This is a genomic window from Rubrivivax sp. JA1055 (assembly GCF_020966565.1).
GTDB classification, from domain to species: Bacteria; Pseudomonadota; Gammaproteobacteria; order Burkholderiales; family Burkholderiaceae_C; genus Rubrivivax; species Rubrivivax benzoatilyticus.
On sequence record NZ_JAJKFP010000006.1, the window covers coordinates 935,433 to 948,966 of the forward strand.

The 13,534-nt window shown below is 69.8% G+C and carries 15 protein-coding genes; 4 read left to right on the plus strand and 11 right to left on the minus strand.

Annotation, left to right across the window (positions count from 1 at the left end; translation table 11 throughout):
* Positions 1–3 precede the first annotated feature (3 nt).
* Positions 4–1,638 (plus strand): PepSY domain-containing protein, encoded by a 1,635-nt coding sequence (locus LOC65_RS13745; RefSeq protein ID WP_230247881.1) that lies wholly within the window; start codon positions 4–6, stop codon positions 1,636–1,638.
* A 47-nt stretch (positions 1,639–1,685) separates the two neighbouring features.
* On the opposite strand, the gene LOC65_RS13750 is transcribed toward LOC65_RS13745, so the two are convergent.
* The 3 genes from LOC65_RS13750 to LOC65_RS13760 are packed head-to-tail and all read right to left on the minus strand — an operon-like array spanning position 1,686 to position 3,760.
* Positions 1,686–2,300, minus strand: a complete 615-nt coding sequence (locus LOC65_RS13750) for an exopolysaccharide biosynthesis protein (protein ID WP_230247882.1) — start codon at positions 2,298–2,300, stop codon at positions 1,686–1,688.
* Positions 2,297–3,289, minus strand: coding sequence for a TerC family protein (locus LOC65_RS13755; RefSeq protein ID WP_164962188.1), 993 nt, complete (start codon positions 3,287–3,289; stop codon positions 2,297–2,299). Before LOC65_RS13755 ends, LOC65_RS13750 begins: the two co-directional genes overlap by 4 nt.
* A 51-nt stretch (positions 3,290–3,340) precedes the next feature.
* Positions 3,341–3,760, minus strand: coding sequence for a hypothetical protein (locus LOC65_RS13760; RefSeq protein WP_164962187.1), 420 nt, complete (start codon positions 3,758–3,760; stop codon positions 3,341–3,343).
* 110 nt (positions 3,761–3,870) lie between these two features.
* Here LOC65_RS13760 and LOC65_RS13765 point away from each other — a divergent pair, with 110 nt between their 5' ends.
* A complete protein-coding gene (locus tag LOC65_RS13765; protein WP_009858143.1) occupies positions 3,871–4,752 on the plus strand; it encodes a LysR family transcriptional regulator in 882 nt (293 codons plus the stop codon).
* A 21-nt stretch (positions 4,753–4,773) separates the two neighbouring features.
* Here the strand turns inward: LOC65_RS13765 and LOC65_RS13770 are convergent, their stop codons facing one another.
* The 6 genes from LOC65_RS13770 to guaB form a co-directional block, all read right to left on the minus strand.
* Entirely contained in the window at positions 4,774–5,208 is a 435-nt protein-coding gene (locus LOC65_RS13770; protein ID WP_230247883.1) for a TerB family tellurite resistance protein, read from the minus strand.
* A gap of 244 nt (positions 5,209–5,452) precedes the next feature.
* Positions 5,453–5,971, minus strand: coding sequence for a YqhA family protein (locus LOC65_RS13775; protein ID WP_164962185.1), 519 nt, complete (start codon positions 5,969–5,971; stop codon positions 5,453–5,455).
* A 107-nt stretch (positions 5,972–6,078) separates the two neighbouring features.
* Positions 6,079–6,312 carry a hypothetical protein gene (locus tag LOC65_RS13780; RefSeq protein WP_230247884.1) on the minus strand — a complete coding sequence of 78 codons (234 nt, stop codon included), beginning with the start codon at positions 6,310–6,312 and terminating at the stop codon, positions 6,079–6,081.
* A 905-nt stretch (positions 6,313–7,217) separates the two neighbouring features.
* On the minus strand, positions 7,218–8,822 hold the full coding sequence (guaA, locus tag LOC65_RS13785) for a glutamine-hydrolyzing GMP synthase (protein ID WP_009858147.1): 1,605 nt from the start codon (positions 8,820–8,822) through the stop codon (positions 7,218–7,220).
* A 79-nt stretch (positions 8,823–8,901) separates the two neighbouring features.
* Entirely contained in the window at positions 8,902–10,101 is a 1,200-nt protein-coding gene (locus LOC65_RS13790) for an MFS transporter (protein WP_230247885.1), read from the minus strand.
* Positions 10,102–10,166: 65 nt separating this feature from the next.
* Complete coding sequence (guaB, locus tag LOC65_RS13795) at positions 10,167–11,639, minus strand: IMP dehydrogenase (protein ID WP_009858149.1); 1,473 nt, start codon at positions 11,637–11,639, stop codon at positions 10,167–10,169.
* A 111-nt stretch (positions 11,640–11,750) separates the two neighbouring features.
* Here guaB and LOC65_RS13800 point away from each other — a divergent pair, with 111 nt between their 5' ends.
* On the plus strand, positions 11,751–12,248 hold the full coding sequence (locus LOC65_RS13800; protein ID WP_230247886.1) for a DUF4124 domain-containing protein: 498 nt from the start codon (positions 11,751–11,753) through the stop codon (positions 12,246–12,248).
* Between the two features lie 7 nt (positions 12,249–12,255).
* On the opposite strand, the gene LOC65_RS13805 is transcribed toward LOC65_RS13800, so the two are convergent.
* Both LOC65_RS13805 and LOC65_RS13810 read right to left on the minus strand, forming a co-directional pair.
* Complete coding sequence (locus tag LOC65_RS13805) at positions 12,256–12,528, minus strand: RnfH family protein (protein ID WP_009858151.1); 273 nt, start codon at positions 12,526–12,528, stop codon at positions 12,256–12,258.
* Positions 12,529–12,544: 16 nt separating this feature from the next.
* Positions 12,545–12,997, minus strand: a complete 453-nt coding sequence (locus LOC65_RS13810) for a type II toxin-antitoxin system RatA family toxin (protein ID WP_009858152.1) — start codon at positions 12,995–12,997, stop codon at positions 12,545–12,547.
* A 43-nt stretch (positions 12,998–13,040) separates the two neighbouring features.
* Between LOC65_RS13810 and smpB the strand changes: the two genes are divergently transcribed.
* Entirely contained in the window at positions 13,041–13,508 is a 468-nt protein-coding gene (gene smpB / locus LOC65_RS13815) for an SsrA-binding protein SmpB (protein WP_230247887.1), read from the plus strand.
* Positions 13,509–13,534 lie beyond the last annotated feature (26 nt).

Below are 13,534 nucleotides of genomic sequence, written 5' to 3' on the forward strand. Positions count from 1 at the left end.
GCCATGCGAGCCGAAGTCCTGCGCATCTACAAGTCGGTCCACACCTGGACCGGCATCGTCTCCGGCATGGCGCTGTTCATCGCCTTCTATGCCGGCGCCCTCACCGTCTTCAAGGAGCCGCTGGCACGCTGGGCGAGCCCGCCGGCGCAGCAGGCGGCGGTGCCGCTGGAGCGTGCGCAGGAGCTGATCCTGCGCACGCTGCAGGCCGAGCCGGCCGCCGCACGCGGCTTCACGCTGCATCTGCGCGACACCGAGAACGTGCCCGGCCGGCTGAGCTGGACGGTGCGCGACGCCGAGGCCGACGACCACGACCACCGCCACCTGCGCCACTTCGTCGCCACGCTGGACGCCGAGGGCCGGGCCGTCACCCAGCCGGCCGCGCCGACGCAGCTGGGCCAGTTCATCGACGTGCTGCACCGCGTCGTCGGCCTGCCGGTGGACAACGACCCCAACCGCTGGGTGATGGGCGTGGTGTCGGCGCTGTACGCGCTGGCGCTGGTGTCCGGCGTCATCGTGCTGCTGCCGTCGCTGGTCAAGGACTTCTTCGCGCTGCGCGTCGGCCCCAACCTGAAGCGCATGTGGCTGGACGCGCACAACGTCGTCGGCATCGTCAGCCTGCCGTTTCACGTCGTGATGGCGCTGACGGCGGTGGTCTTCGCCTTCCACGACGGCCTCTACGCGCTGCAGGACCGGCTGCTGCACGAAGGCCGGCTCGCCACCGCCTTCCAGCGCGCGCCGGCCGCCGACGGCGCCGCCCCGCGCGACGCGGCGGCGATGCGCCCGCCGGCCGAGCTGCTGGCAGCGGTCGCGCAGGTCGCGCCGGGCTTCGTGCCGACGGCGATGCAGTACCAGCAGCCCACCGGGGCCCGCGCCGCGGTGCGCGTCTGGGGCCAGGACGAGAGCGCGGTGGCACCGCGCGCGCATGGCGGCTTCGTCGTCGTCGACCCGTACAGCGCGCGCATCGTCGGGCGCGAGGCCCTGCCCGGCCAGCAGTCGGCGCCCAACACCGTCATCAGCAGCATCTTCGCGCTGCACATGGCCTCGTTCGCCGGCGACCCGGTGAAATGGCTGTACTTCGTGCTCGGCCTGGCCGGCGCCTGGCTGTTCTACAGCGGCAACCTGCTGTGGATCGAGAGCCGACGCAAACGCGGCGCCGAGCCGCCGCGGCGCACGCGCTGGATGGCCGCGGCGACGATCGGCGTCTGCCTGGGCAGCGTCTGCGGGATCTCGGCGACGATCGCCGCGGCCAAGTGGCTGCCGGGGCTGGTCGACGACGTCGGCGCCGGCCACCGCTGGACCTACTACGCGGTGTTCTTCGCCGCGATCGGCTGGGCCTTCTGGCGCGGCAGCGCACGCGGCTCGGTGCAGCTGCTGTGGGCGGCCGTCGTGCTGACGGCGGCGATCCCGGCCAGTTCGCTGCTCGGCGCGCTGGCGCCCGGGCTCGGCCCCTGGGCGCCGGCCTCGGGCGCGGCGCTGGCGGTCGACCTGACGGCCGCCGCCGGGGCGGCGCTGCTGGCCTGGATGGCGCGCGCCACGGCGCGGCGCGTGCACCACGGGCCGGCGCCCAGCGTCTGGGCGGCGCCGCAGGCGGCGCCGACGGCAGCGCAGGTCCCGGCGACGGCGGGGCGCGAGGGCTGAAGACGGGCCGGCCCTGCCGCGCCCAGGCTCCGCAGGGCTGCCCGGTTTCACTCCCGTCCAGACAGAACCCAGCCCAGGATCCATTCGCCGCCCCAGGCCCAGGCCATCAGCAGCAGGCCGGTCGTGACCACGAGGGCCACCCCCGACATCAGCAGCCCCAGGATCACGGCAACCCCGTCGCGAAACACCAGCCCCAGGCCGATGAACATCAGCGCGACGGCCGGCAGCAGGTTGCCGAACGGAATCGGCATCACGACGATGGCGGCCATCGAGCCGACGGCGAGCGCCGTCGCCGATCGCCGGCCGGCGAGCGCCAGGTGGCTCCATCGGGTCCTGGCACAACGGCCCGCCACGGCATAGGCCGACGCCAGCCCGACCAGCACCCGCCGGGCCCAACGAAGCGGCAGTTCGAGCTCGGCCACCCGTGGCGGCAGACACGGCGCACCGTGGCCCCGCCACATGGCGACCGCCAGCGCCGCCATCCCCACGCCGAGCACCGTGCCGACACCGGGCACCGGCAGCAGACAGGGCATGGCCAGCAGAAGCAGCAGCGTGCCGTGGGCGTCAGGCCCGTGGACCTGCGCCATCGTGCGCATCGACACACGCTCGTCCTGGAGGGCGGCGGCGGCATCGCGCAGCCGCTGCACGATCGGCGGCGTCATGCGGACTCGGCGACCGCGGGCTGCCCGCGGGTCTTCCACAGCGACACCAGCACGCCGCCGGCGATCAGGCCGAAGGTCACGCTCAGCGAGATCACCGCCGGGACCTTGCCGACGATGCCCACCAGGAAGATCTTGCTGCCGATGAAGACCAGCACCAGGGCCAGCGCGTACTTCAGGTACTTGAAGCGGTGGATCATCGCCGCCAGCGCGAAGTACAGCGCCCGCAGGCCCAGGATGGCGAAGATGTTGCTGGTGTAGACGATGAAGGGGTCGGTGGTGATGGCGAAGATCGCCGGCACCGAGTCGACCGCGAAGATCAGGTCGACGAACTCCACCAGCACCAGGGCCAGGAACAGGGGCGTCGCGAAACGTTCCAGCCGGCCCGTCGCGGGGTCGGTCTCGCGCACCCAGAAGGCGTTGCCACGCAGCCCGTCGGTCACGCGCATGTGCCGCTTCAGGAACTTCAGCAGCGGGTTGTTCGCGATGTCCGGCATGTGGTCGGCGATGACCCACATCTTGATGCCGGTGAAGATCAGGAAGGCGCCGAACAGGTACAGCACCCAGCTGAACTGGCTGACCAGCGTCGCCCCCAGGCCGATCATGATCGCGCGCAGCACGATCACGCCCAGGATGCCCCAGAACAGCACCCGGTGCTGGTACTGCCGCGGGATGGCGAAGAAGGTGAAGATCAGCGCGATGACGAAGACGTTGTCCATCGACAGCGACTTCTCGATCATGAAGCCGGTGTAGTAGTCCATCCCGCTCTGCGCACCCAGGTACCACCAGACCCAGGCGCCGAAGAGCAGCGCCACGCCGATGTAGCCGGCGGACAGCAGCAGGCTCTCGCGCACGCCGATCTCGTGGTCGTCCTTGTGCAGGACGCCGAGATCGAACGCCAGCAGCGCGATGACGATGCCGACGAAGGCGAGCCAGACCCACGCGGGCTTGCCCATGAAGTCGGCGGTGACGAAAGGAAGCAGGACGTCCATGGCGGATTGATTCGAGTGGAAACTGCCGAGGCGAGCGTGGCGCCTGCGCGATCAGCGCGACACCAGCGAAGGCCCGCCGCTCGGGCCGTTGCCGCCGCGGCTGCGGCGCTGCCAGAGCGTGATGAGCAGGTGCAGCCCGGCGCCCAGCAGCAGCAGGAGAACGCCGCCGAAGGCCCAGGTCACCCAGGCCAAGACGGTCAGCCCGCCCGCCAGGGCAGGCGCAGCCTGCAGCAGGCTGTCGACCAGCGGCCCGAGCCCCGCCAGCATCTGGGTCAGCGCCTGCACCGTCTGCGACGGCAGCCACGCGGCCAGCCAGTGCGGCAAGGCGATGGTGCCGACGCCCGAGGCAACACCGGAGAGCTCCCCCGCGTTGGAGACGGACCAGACGGCGACGGCGTGCAACGCCCAGGCCGCCAGGGACCACAGCGCCAGCAGCGAGGCGACGGCAAACCAACTGAGAACGTGGAACATGGCGGGCGGACGTTGGAGTGATCGGACGGCGGAAGTGTGGGGATGCTCCAAGTTCGAACAAACCAGAACGAAGCGAACCTATATTTCGGTTTTCCGGAATCGGAGGTCGCATGCTGAACTACCGCCATCTGCACTACTTCTGGGTCGTCACCAAGGAAGGCGGCTTTGCCCGGGCCGCCGAGCGGCTGGACATGGCCGTGCAGACGATCAGCGCGCAGGTGCGCGAACTGGAGAAGGCCCTCGGCCATCAGCTGCTGAAGCCTGCGGGCCGCGGTGTGGCGCTCACTGAAGCCGGCCAGGCCGCCTTCGCCCGCGCCGAGGAGATCTTCCAGCTGGGCCAGGGCATTCCCGACGAGGTGCGAGAGGCGGCCAGCGGCAAGGTGGCCCGGCTGACGGTGGGGCTGTCCGACGGGATCTCGAAGCTGGCCGCCCATGCGCTGCTCGAGCCCGTGCTGGGCACCGCCAACCTTCGGCTCGTATGCCACGAAGGCGAGATCGAGCAGCTGCTCGGCGAACTGGCGCTCCATCACCTGGATGTGGTGTTCGCCGGGCAGGCGGCACCGCGCAACCCGAACCTGCGCCTGACCAGCGAGAAGCTCGTCGATTCGACCGTCGAGTGGTACGGGCCGGCGAAGCTGGTCGGCAGGACCGAGCGCGAGCGCTTTCCGCACAGCCTCAACGACCTGCCCGTGCTCCTGCCGACGGGGCATTCGGCGCTGCGCACGATGCTGGACCACTGGTTCGAGACGCAGGGCCTGCGGCCGCGCATCGTCGGCGAGTTCGAGGACAGCGCGCTGCTGGCGGTCTTCGCCGCTCGCGGCCTGGGCGTGTTCCCGGTCAGCCGGCTCGGTGCGGACGACGTCGGCCTGCTGCGCGGTCTTCGCCCGCTGGGCCGCAGCGACGGCGTGAAGGAGGAGATCCACGCCATCCGCTCGCGCCGCGGCCAGCACCACCCCCTGGTGATGCAGGTGCTGGCCGCAGCTCGCTCTTGAACCCGTGCTGATCGGACCGGATCAGGCCGCTTCGCGCTGGGCCGGGTTCGAGGAGCCCGGCCCCTCCCCATCGAGCAGCTTCCAATGGCGGCGCGCGGCCTCGACCACCATGGACTCCCCGTCGGCCAGGTGGCCGTCGGCCCGCGCCGCGGCCAGGGACAGGCGCAGCACCGTCCTCTGCAGCACCGGGTCCGAAATCTCGGCCATCAACGACGCCAAGGCGCTGTCGTCGACGTTGCCCATCAGCGACCCCGTCTCGTACCCGCCCGCCAGCAGTTCTTCGCACAAGGTGTGAACGATGTGCGGCAGGAGCTGGGGCTCCAGCCCGAGTTCGCTCTCCGCGCCCAAGCGCTTGAGGATGTCGAACTCGGAACTGCACACGTGGCCGTCGGAGATGAGCACCAGCGCGACGATGCGCGCCGCGGCTTCGGGGCTGTTGTGGGGGTAGCTGCGCACGGCAAGTCTCCGTTGAGATGGTCCTGTCCGGGTTGTCGATCGGGCTTCCGGACTCAATCGTCCCGACCGAGACTGCGCCGGCCCGGCACGAGGGCGACGAGAGGCAGGAAGAGCTTCACGGCGGGTGACTCCGGGAGTGATGGCAGAGAGGAATGTGCGCCCGCCGAAACTTCGAAAGAAGCAACGATTCAGGAGCTTCAACTCAGGAAAAAACGAACCCAACCGACCATGGAGCCAGGTGTTGTCAGGGTGTATCCCGGGTCAACCGCTCTGCGAACGAAATGCCGATGGCGGAAAGCACGAACATGAAGTGGATGACCGCCACCATCGTCACGACCTGGATGTTCTCCAGGCTCAGATCGCCACTCAGGTACGTCTTCAAGGCATGCACGCCGGATATCGAGATGATGGCGAACGCGAGCTTCAGCTTGAGGTTGTACGTGTTGACGTGGTCCAGCCAGTCGGGCTTCTTCATGTCCTTGGTGTCGAAGTGCCCCGTGGTCACGAACAGCGACACGCCGGCGAGCGCCACCACCCAAACCAGCTGCGCCACCATCGTCATGTCCACCAGTTCGAGCACCTTGATGATCAGGTCGATCTTCTCGAGCTCTCCGAACAGCAAGGTGCTCATGAGCTTGTAGGTCTCGAGCAAGAACTTGCCCAGGACGCCCAGGATGATGGTGACCAGGCCGGCGTAGAAGAACAGCATGGTGAACCGCATGCCGTAGAGCAGCGAGCCGACGGCCGAGAGCACTTTTTCCATGGTTGGATACCTTGAGACCCAGCGGAGGGTGACGTCGAACAGCGGGCCTGCCGCAGTTCTCCGGGCCAGGACGGCCGGCCGGCAGAGACAGGCTGCGGCAGACGATCTCAATCGTGGCGCGGCAGATCGCCGAGGCCGGTGTGCTCACCCTCCTTGCGATCGACGTCCGGGGCGGCGTGCAGCGCGAGCCGGCGCGCCCCGCCGGCCGACACGGCCGGTGGCCGCCGGAAGACGCGGACGCCGCCATTCAGCAGCTTCGCCGAGCCGGGCGGACCGGACCGAACCCGGGAGTCCGTGGCGAAGTCCGTTCGGACGGCATTGGCGGGTCGAGTGTTGGGCATCCGGTGCTTCTCCAAAAGATGGCGTTCCGAAGGGCTCTCGTCCTGCAACGCGAGCCGGGTGACGCCAACGAAGCCCGAAGTCTGCGGCCGAATGCCGGTTCAACGTTCAGGTTTAGCCGATGTTCTCGTTCTTGAAATTCTGATTTTCCAGAACCTTCCGGCACCCGGCTGTTTCTCTGCCCCGCAAGCGATGGAACTCCGCACGCAAGTGCCGGCCTGGCGGTGGCCACGACGGTGGGCGACGAGCCGGCCAGCCTCGCCGGACGCGCATGGCGGCGCGTGTCCGAAGCCTGGGTGCGCGAAGCCGGGTTCTGAGCGCGCGCCAAGCCCACCCCGGTCGAGGCGCGACGCGCCAGCCCAGCGGCGACGCCGCGCGGCGTCCCGGCGCCTCGACCGCCTTGATGCGCCCGCCAGCGGCGAGCGCCCGGGCAAGCCGAGTCCTCGCCAGTGAGGTGCGGCGGTCAGCCCCGCACACGTCCGGGAACGCCTGCGGATCCTCCCGGCTCACGTCCCGCGCGCTTGCAGGCGCGCGGGCCGTGATGAGGCAGGAAGACGTGCGCAGGCACGCAAGGCTCTGGCCGCGCACCCCAGCCTTCGGGCTTGCAGGCCCGAAGGCAGTCACGAGGCGACAGGACGCGCGCAGGCGCGAAGTCGGTTGACCACGCATCCCGGCCCTAGCGCTTGCAAGCGCTAGGGCAATGACGAGGCGTGAAGACGTGCGCAGGCACGCAAGGCTCTGGCCGCGCACCCCGGCCTTCGGGCTTGCAGGCCCGAAGGCAGTCACGAGGCGACAGGACGCGCGCAGGCGCGAATTCGGTTGACCACGCATCCCGGCCCTAGCGCTTGCAAGCGCTAGGGCAATGACGAGGCGTGAAGACGTGCGCAGGCACGTCTTCACGTCCGCGTCATTCCCATTCGATCGTCGCGGGGGGCTTGCTGCTGACGTCGTAGGTGACGCGGTTGATGCCGCGGACCTCGTTGATGATGCGGCCGGAGACCTTCTTCAGCAGCGCGTACGGCAGCTCGGCCCAGTCGGCCGTCATGAAGTCGCTGGTCTGCACGGCGCGCAGTGCGACGACGTAGTCGTAGGTGCGACCGTCGCCCATCACGCCGACGCTCTTGACCGGCAGGAAGACGGTGAAGGCCTGGCTGGTCAGGTCGTACCAGGTCTTGCCGCTGGCTTCGTCGCGGAAGTTGCGCAGCTCCTCGATGAAGATCGCGTCGGCGCGGCGCAGCAGGTCGGCGTACTCCTTCTTCACCTCGCCGAGGATGCGCACACCCAGGCCCGGGCCCGGGAACGGGTGGCGGTAGACCATGTCGTGCGGCAGGCCCAGCGCCACGCCGAGCTCGCGCACCTCGTCCTTGAACAGGTCGCGCAGCGGCTCCAGCAGCTTCAGGCCCAGCTGCTCGGGCAGGCCACCGACGTTGTGGTGGCTCTTGATCGTCGTCGCCTTCTTGGTCTTGGCGCCGCCCGACTCGATGACGTCGGGGTAGATCGTGCCCTGGGCGAGGAAGGTCGCGCCCTTGTGGCCCTCGGTGCCGGCCTTCAGCTTGGCGGCCTCGGCCTTGAAGACGTCGACGAACAGGCGGCCGATGATCTTGCGCTTGGCCTCGGGGTCGGAGACGCCGGCCAGTTCGCCGAGGAACAGCTCGCTGGCATCGACGCGGATCACGCGCGCGTGCAGCTTGCCGGCGAACATGTCCATCACCATGTCGCCTTCGTTCAGGCGCAGCAGGCCGTGGTCGACGAAGACGCAGGTCAGCTGCTCGCCGATGGCGCGGTGGATCAGCGCCGCGGCGACGCTGGAGTCGACACCGCCGGACAGGCCGAGGATGACCTCCTCGTCACCGACCTGCTCGCGGATGCGCGCCACCGCCTCCTCGACGTGGTCGCGCATCACCCAGTCGGGCTTGGCGCCGGCGATCTGCAGCACGAAACGTTCGAGCAGCGCGCGGCCCTGCACGGTGTGCGTGACCTCGGGGTGGAACTGCACGGCGTAGTAGCCGCGCGCCTCGTCGGCCATGCCGGCGATCGGGCAGCTCGGCGTGCTGGCCATCAGCTTGAAGCCCGGCGGCAGCGCGGTGACCTTGTCGCCGTGGCTCATCCAGACCTTCAGCATGCCGTGGCCTTCGGCCGTGGCGAAGTCCTGGATGCCGTCGAGCAGCCGGGTGTGGCCGTGGGCGCGCACCTCGGCGTAGCCGAACTCGCGCGTCTTGCCGCCTTCGACCGCGCCGCCGAGCTGCGCGGCCATCGTCTGCATGCCGTAGCAGATGCCCAGCACCGGCACGCCCAGGTCCCACACCGCCTGCGGCGCGCGCAGGTCCTCGGCCTCGTAGGTGCTGGCGTGGCTGCCCGACAGGATGATCGCCTTCGGCGCGAACTCGCGCACGAAGGCGTCGGAGACGTCGTTCGGGTGGATCTCGCAGTAGACGTGCGCCTCGCGCACGCGACGTGCGATCAGCTGGGTGACCTGCGAACCGAAGTCGAGGATGAGGATCTTGTCGTGCATCGTCGGGCTCTGAAGCGAAGAAGGCCCGCCGCGCGCACCGCGTCTGGCATGACGGGGCGGCGAGGCAGGCGTGAATCGGTCACGCGGCGTGGGTGGCCAGCCGCGCTCGGCGCTGTTTGCGGAAATGGGCGATCGCGAAGGCCAGCGCCAGGGCCTGCAGCACCGCCGAGAAGAACATCGGCGTGCCGATGCGCCAGTCGCCCTGCGGCAGGTGCGACACCAGGCCCAGCAGCGGTGCCGCCAGCGTCGGCGCCACCACCGCCATCAGGCTGTTGAGCGAGCTCACCGAGCCCATCGTCTGGCCCTGGTTGTCGTGCTGCGCCGCGCCCGACACCAGGCCCTGCAGCGCCGCGGTGATCGTGTTGCCGAGGATGTTGGCGGCGATGACGACGTACATCATCCAGCCCTCGGTGACGAGGCCGAAGGCGACGAAGGCCAGCGTCGACGACAGCAGCCCCAGCACCGCCAGCCGCGGCGCACCGAAGTGCTTCAGCAGCCGGCCCAGCAGCCCGCCCTGCACGATCGCCGAGACGACGCCGATCGCGAACAGCGACCAGCCGTTCTGCGTCGGGCCCCAGCCGAACTTGAAGGTCGTGTAGAGCACCCAGGTCGTGTACAGCGAGAACTGCGCCAGCGCGGCGCAGGCGAGCACGACGACGAGCAGGCCGACACCCTTGAGCTGCGCCAGCTCCTTCAGCGCCGACAGCGGGTTGGCGCGCTTCCAATGGAAGGGCCGGCGCTTGTCAAGCGGCAGCGATTCCGGCAGCACGAAGTAGCCGTAAGCCAGGTTGATCAGCGCCAGCGAGCCGGCGACGAAGAACGGCAGGTGCGGGTCGATGCCGCCGAGCAGGCCGCCGATCACCGGCCCCAGGATGAAGCCGATGCCGAACATCGCGCCGAGCATGCCGAAGCGCTTGGCACGCTCCTGCGGCGGCGTGATGTCGGCGACGTAGGCGTTGGCCACCGCGGCGTTGGCCTGCATCGCGCCGCCGACGATGCGCGACGCGACCAGCATCCAGATCGACGTCGACAGCGCGGTGACGAAGAAGTTGAACGCCAGGCCGCAGAAGCCCAGCAGCAGCACCGGGCGGCGGCCGTAGCGGTCGGACAGCGCGCCGAGGATCGGCGCGCCGATGAAACACGCCACCGCGTACGAGAACGCGACGACGCCGTACCAGTAGGTCTGCTCCGCCGGGCTGGTGGTGAAGACACCGACCAGCGCCGGCAGCACCGGCGAGATGACGCCCACCGCCAGCATGTCGATGAGCACGACCAGCATGATGAAACGCATCGCTGCCGGCCGGCCGCCGGGGTGCACCGGCGCGGGGGACGTCTCGGGACCGCTCATTCCATGCGGTAGTTCGGCGCTTCCTTCGTGATCTGCACGTCGTGCACGTGGCTCTCACGAATGCCGGCGGCGGTGATCTCGACGAACTCGGCCCGGCTGGCCATCTCCTCGACCGTCGCGCAGCCGCAGTAGCCCATCGAGGCGCGCAGGCCGCCGGCCATCTGGTAGACGATGGACAGCATCGAGCCCTTGTACGGCACGCGGCCCTCGATGCCCTCGGGCACGAGCTTGTCGGCGTTGGGGTTCGCGGACTCGTCGTTCTCCTGGAAGTAGCGGTCGGCCGAACCGGCCTTCATCGCCCCGATCGAGCCCATGCCGCGGTAGCTCTTGTAGCTGCGGCCCTGGTAGAGGATGACCTCGCCCGGCGCTTCCTCGGTGCCGGCGAACATGCCGCCCATCATCACCGTGCTGGCGCCGGCGGCGATGGCCTTGGCGATATCGCCCGAGTAGCGGATGCCGCCGTCGGCGATCAGCGGCACGCCGCTGCCGCGCAGCGCGGTGGCGACGTTGTCGATCGCGGTGATCTGCGGCACGCCGACGCCGGCGATGATGCGCGTCGTGCAGATCGAGCCCGGGCCGATGCCGACCTTGACGGCGTCGGCGCCGGCCTCGACCAGCGCCAGCGCGGCAGCGCCGGTGGCGATGTTGCCGCCGATGACGTCGACCTGCGGGAAGTTCTTCTTCACCCAGCGCACGCGCTCGATGACGCCGGCGCTGTGGCCGTGCGCGGTGTCGACGACGAGCGCGTCGACGCCGGCCTTGACCAGCAGTTCGACCCGCTCCTCGGTGCCCTCGCCGACGCCGACGGCGGCGCCGACGCGCAGCTTGCCGTGGCTGTCGCGCGCGGCGTTCGGGAAGTCGGTCTGCTTGGTGATGTCCTTCACCGTCATCAGGCCGCGCAGCTCGAAGGCCTCGTTGACGACGAGCACGCGCTCGAGCTTGTGGCGGTGCATCAGCGCCTTGGCCTCGTCCAGCGAGGCTTCCTCGCCGACCCAGACCAGGCGCTCGCGCGGCGTCATGACCTCGCGCACCGGGGCGTCCAGACGGGTCTCGAAGCGCAGGTCGCGGTTGGTGACGATGCCGACGACCTTCGGGCCCTCGAGCACCGGGAAGCCGGAGAAGCCGTGCTGGCGCGAGAGCTCGCGCACCTCGCGCACCGTGGTCTCGGGCGTCACCGTGATCGGGTCGCGCAGCACGCCCGACTCGTAACGCTTGACGCGCGCGACCTCGGCCGCCTGCTGTCGGGGCGTGAGGTTCTTGTGGACGATGCCGATCCCGCCCTCCTGCGCGATGGCGATCGCCAGGCGCGCTTCGGTCACCGTGTCCATCGCTGCCGAGACGAGCGGCAGGTTCAGGGCGATGTTGCGGGAGAGACGGGTCTTGAGGCTGGTGTCGCGGGGCAACACCTGGGAGTACGCCGGCACCAACAACACGTCGTCGAAGGTGAGCGCTTTGCCGAGTAGGCGCATGCTGAGGGGAGCTCCAGACGCAAAAGCGGATTATAGGTAGGAGTCGACACCCTCCGCCGGAGTCGCGCTTGCGTCAAATGCACGCGCCGCCGGGCGCACTACACTGCCCCGATGCCGATCGCCCGTCCGTCCCCGCTGCTGCCGCTGGCCGTTGCCGCCTGCCTGCTCGCCCTGGCGAGCAGCGCGCAGGCGCAGTGGATCTGGCGTGACCGCAACGGCCAGATCACCGCCAGCGACCTGCCGCCGCCGCGCGAGGTGGCCGACAAGGACATCGTCCAGCGCCCGTCGAACGCCCGCCGCCCGCTGCCGCCGCCGGCGGCCGCCAGTGCCGCATCGGCACCGGCCGCGCCCCGGGTCGACCCGGTGCTCGAGCAGCGCCGCCGCGCCGCCGAGCAGGAGCAGCAGGCCAAGCTCAAGGCCGAGCAGGAGCGCGTCGCTCAGGCGCGCGCCGAGAACTGCCGCCGCGCCAAGGCCCAGCTCGCCGGGCTGCAGAGCGGCCAGCGCATCGCGCGGCTCAACGAGAAGGGCGAACGCGAGATCCTCGACGACAAGGGCCGCGCCGAGGAGTCGCGGCGCGCCGAGGGCATCATCGCCTCGGACTGCGAATGACGCGGCGTCAGCGCGTGCCGCGGTAACGCAGCCGGCGCGCTTCCTTCGGGTCCACCGTCAGCGGCCGGTACAGCTCGACACGGTCGCCGTCGCGCAGCACGGTCTGCGGCGGCTGCACGCGGCCCCAGATGCCGGCGTCCAGCGTCTCGGCCACGAGGCCGTGGCGTTCGGCCAGGCCGCTGGCGTGCAGCGCCTCGGCCAGCGTCGCGCCGTCGGCGAGTTCCAGCTCGACGCGGTCGACGGCGTGCGGCGCCGGGCAGTAGACGACTTCGACGCGCATCACGAACCGGGCGCGCTCAGCGTGCGCCGTAGACCGATTCGGCGCGTTTGACGAAGCAGTCGACCAGCGTGTTGGCGACGCGGTCGAAGACCGGGCTGACCACCGCCTCCAGCGTCTTGCCGGCGAAGGCGTAGCGCAGGTCGAGCTCGACCTTGCAGGCCTGGGTCTCGCTGCCCGGCCGGCCGAGCGGGAGGAACTGCCAGGTGCCTTCGAGCAGCGAGAACGGCCCGTCGACGAGCTTCATCAGCACGCACTCGGGCGGCGTGTTCTCGTTGCGGGTGGTGAAGGCGTGCTTCACCCCCATGTAGTGCATGCCCAGGCGCGCGGTGACGCCGTCGTCGTGCGTCTCGAGCACGTCGGCGCGGTCACACCAGGGCAGGAACTGCGGGTAATGGGCGACGTCCGTCACCAGGTCGTACATCTCCCTCGGGGAGTACCACAGCAGGACCGACTTCTTCACGTGCTTCATACAATGCTTCGATTGTAGGGGGCCACCCCTTCACGACGACTCCATGGCCAACATTGCAGAAAACCGCCGCGCCCGATTCGAGTACCACATCGAGGAGCAGTACGAAGCCGGCATCGTGCTGTCGGGCTGGGAGATCAAGGCCATCCGCGCCGGCCAGGTGCAGCTCACCGACGGCTACGTGCTGATCCGCGACGGCGAGCTGTTCCTCATCGGCTGCCGCATCAACGCGCTGCGTTCGGCGTCCACGCACGTGCTGCCCGAGCCCGACCGCACGAAGAAGCTGCTGATGAAGAAGGACGAGATCCGTCGTCTCGTCGGCAAGGTCGAGCAGAAGGGCTTCACCCTCGTGCCGCTGAACCTGCACTACAAGGGCGGGCGGGTGAAGGCCGAGATCGCGCTGGCCAAGGGCAAGGCCCAGCACGACAAGCGCGACACCGAGAAGAAGCGCGACTGGGAACGCGAGAAGGGCCGGCTGATGCGGCGCAAGGTGTCGGGGCCGGCGAAGGACTGAGGCGGGACGTGTGCCGTCCGGTGGAC

Coding starts and splice junctions, on each gene's coding strand:
- LOC65_RS13745 (WP_230247881.1), top strand. CDS start 4: ATGCGAGCCGAAGTCCTGCGCATCTACAAGTCGGTCCACACCTGGACC.
- LOC65_RS13750 (WP_230247882.1), bottom strand. CDS start 2,300: ATGACGCCGCCGATCGTGCAGCGGCTGCGCGATGCCGCCGCCGCCCTC.
- LOC65_RS13755 (WP_164962188.1), bottom strand. CDS start 3,289: ATGGACGTCCTGCTTCCTTTCGTCACCGCCGACTTCATGGGCAAGCCC.
- LOC65_RS13760 (WP_164962187.1), bottom strand. CDS start 3,760: ATGTTCCACGTTCTCAGTTGGTTTGCCGTCGCCTCGCTGCTGGCGCTG.
- LOC65_RS13765 (WP_009858143.1), top strand. CDS start 3,871: ATGCTGAACTACCGCCATCTGCACTACTTCTGGGTCGTCACCAAGGAA.
- LOC65_RS13775 (WP_164962185.1), bottom strand. CDS start 5,971: ATGGAAAAAGTGCTCTCGGCCGTCGGCTCGCTGCTCTACGGCATGCGG.
- LOC65_RS13780 (WP_230247884.1), bottom strand. CDS start 6,312: ATGCCCAACACTCGACCCGCCAATGCCGTCCGAACGGACTTCGCCACG.
- guaA (WP_009858147.1), bottom strand. CDS start 8,822: ATGCACGACAAGATCCTCATCCTCGACTTCGGTTCGCAGGTCACCCAG.
- LOC65_RS13790 (WP_230247885.1), bottom strand. CDS start 10,101: ATGCTGGTCGTGCTCATCGACATGCTGGCGGTGGGCGTCATCTCGCCG.
- guaB (WP_009858149.1), bottom strand. CDS start 11,639: ATGCGCCTACTCGGCAAAGCGCTCACCTTCGACGACGTGTTGTTGGTG.
- LOC65_RS13800 (WP_230247886.1), top strand. CDS start 11,751: ATGCCGATCGCCCGTCCGTCCCCGCTGCTGCCGCTGGCCGTTGCCGCC.
- LOC65_RS13805 (WP_009858151.1), bottom strand. CDS start 12,528: ATGCGCGTCGAAGTCGTCTACTGCCCGGCGCCGCACGCCGTCGACCGC.
- LOC65_RS13810 (WP_009858152.1), bottom strand. CDS start 12,997: ATGAAGCACGTGAAGAAGTCGGTCCTGCTGTGGTACTCCCCGAGGGAG.
- smpB (WP_230247887.1), top strand. CDS start 13,041: ATGGCCAACATTGCAGAAAACCGCCGCGCCCGATTCGAGTACCACATC.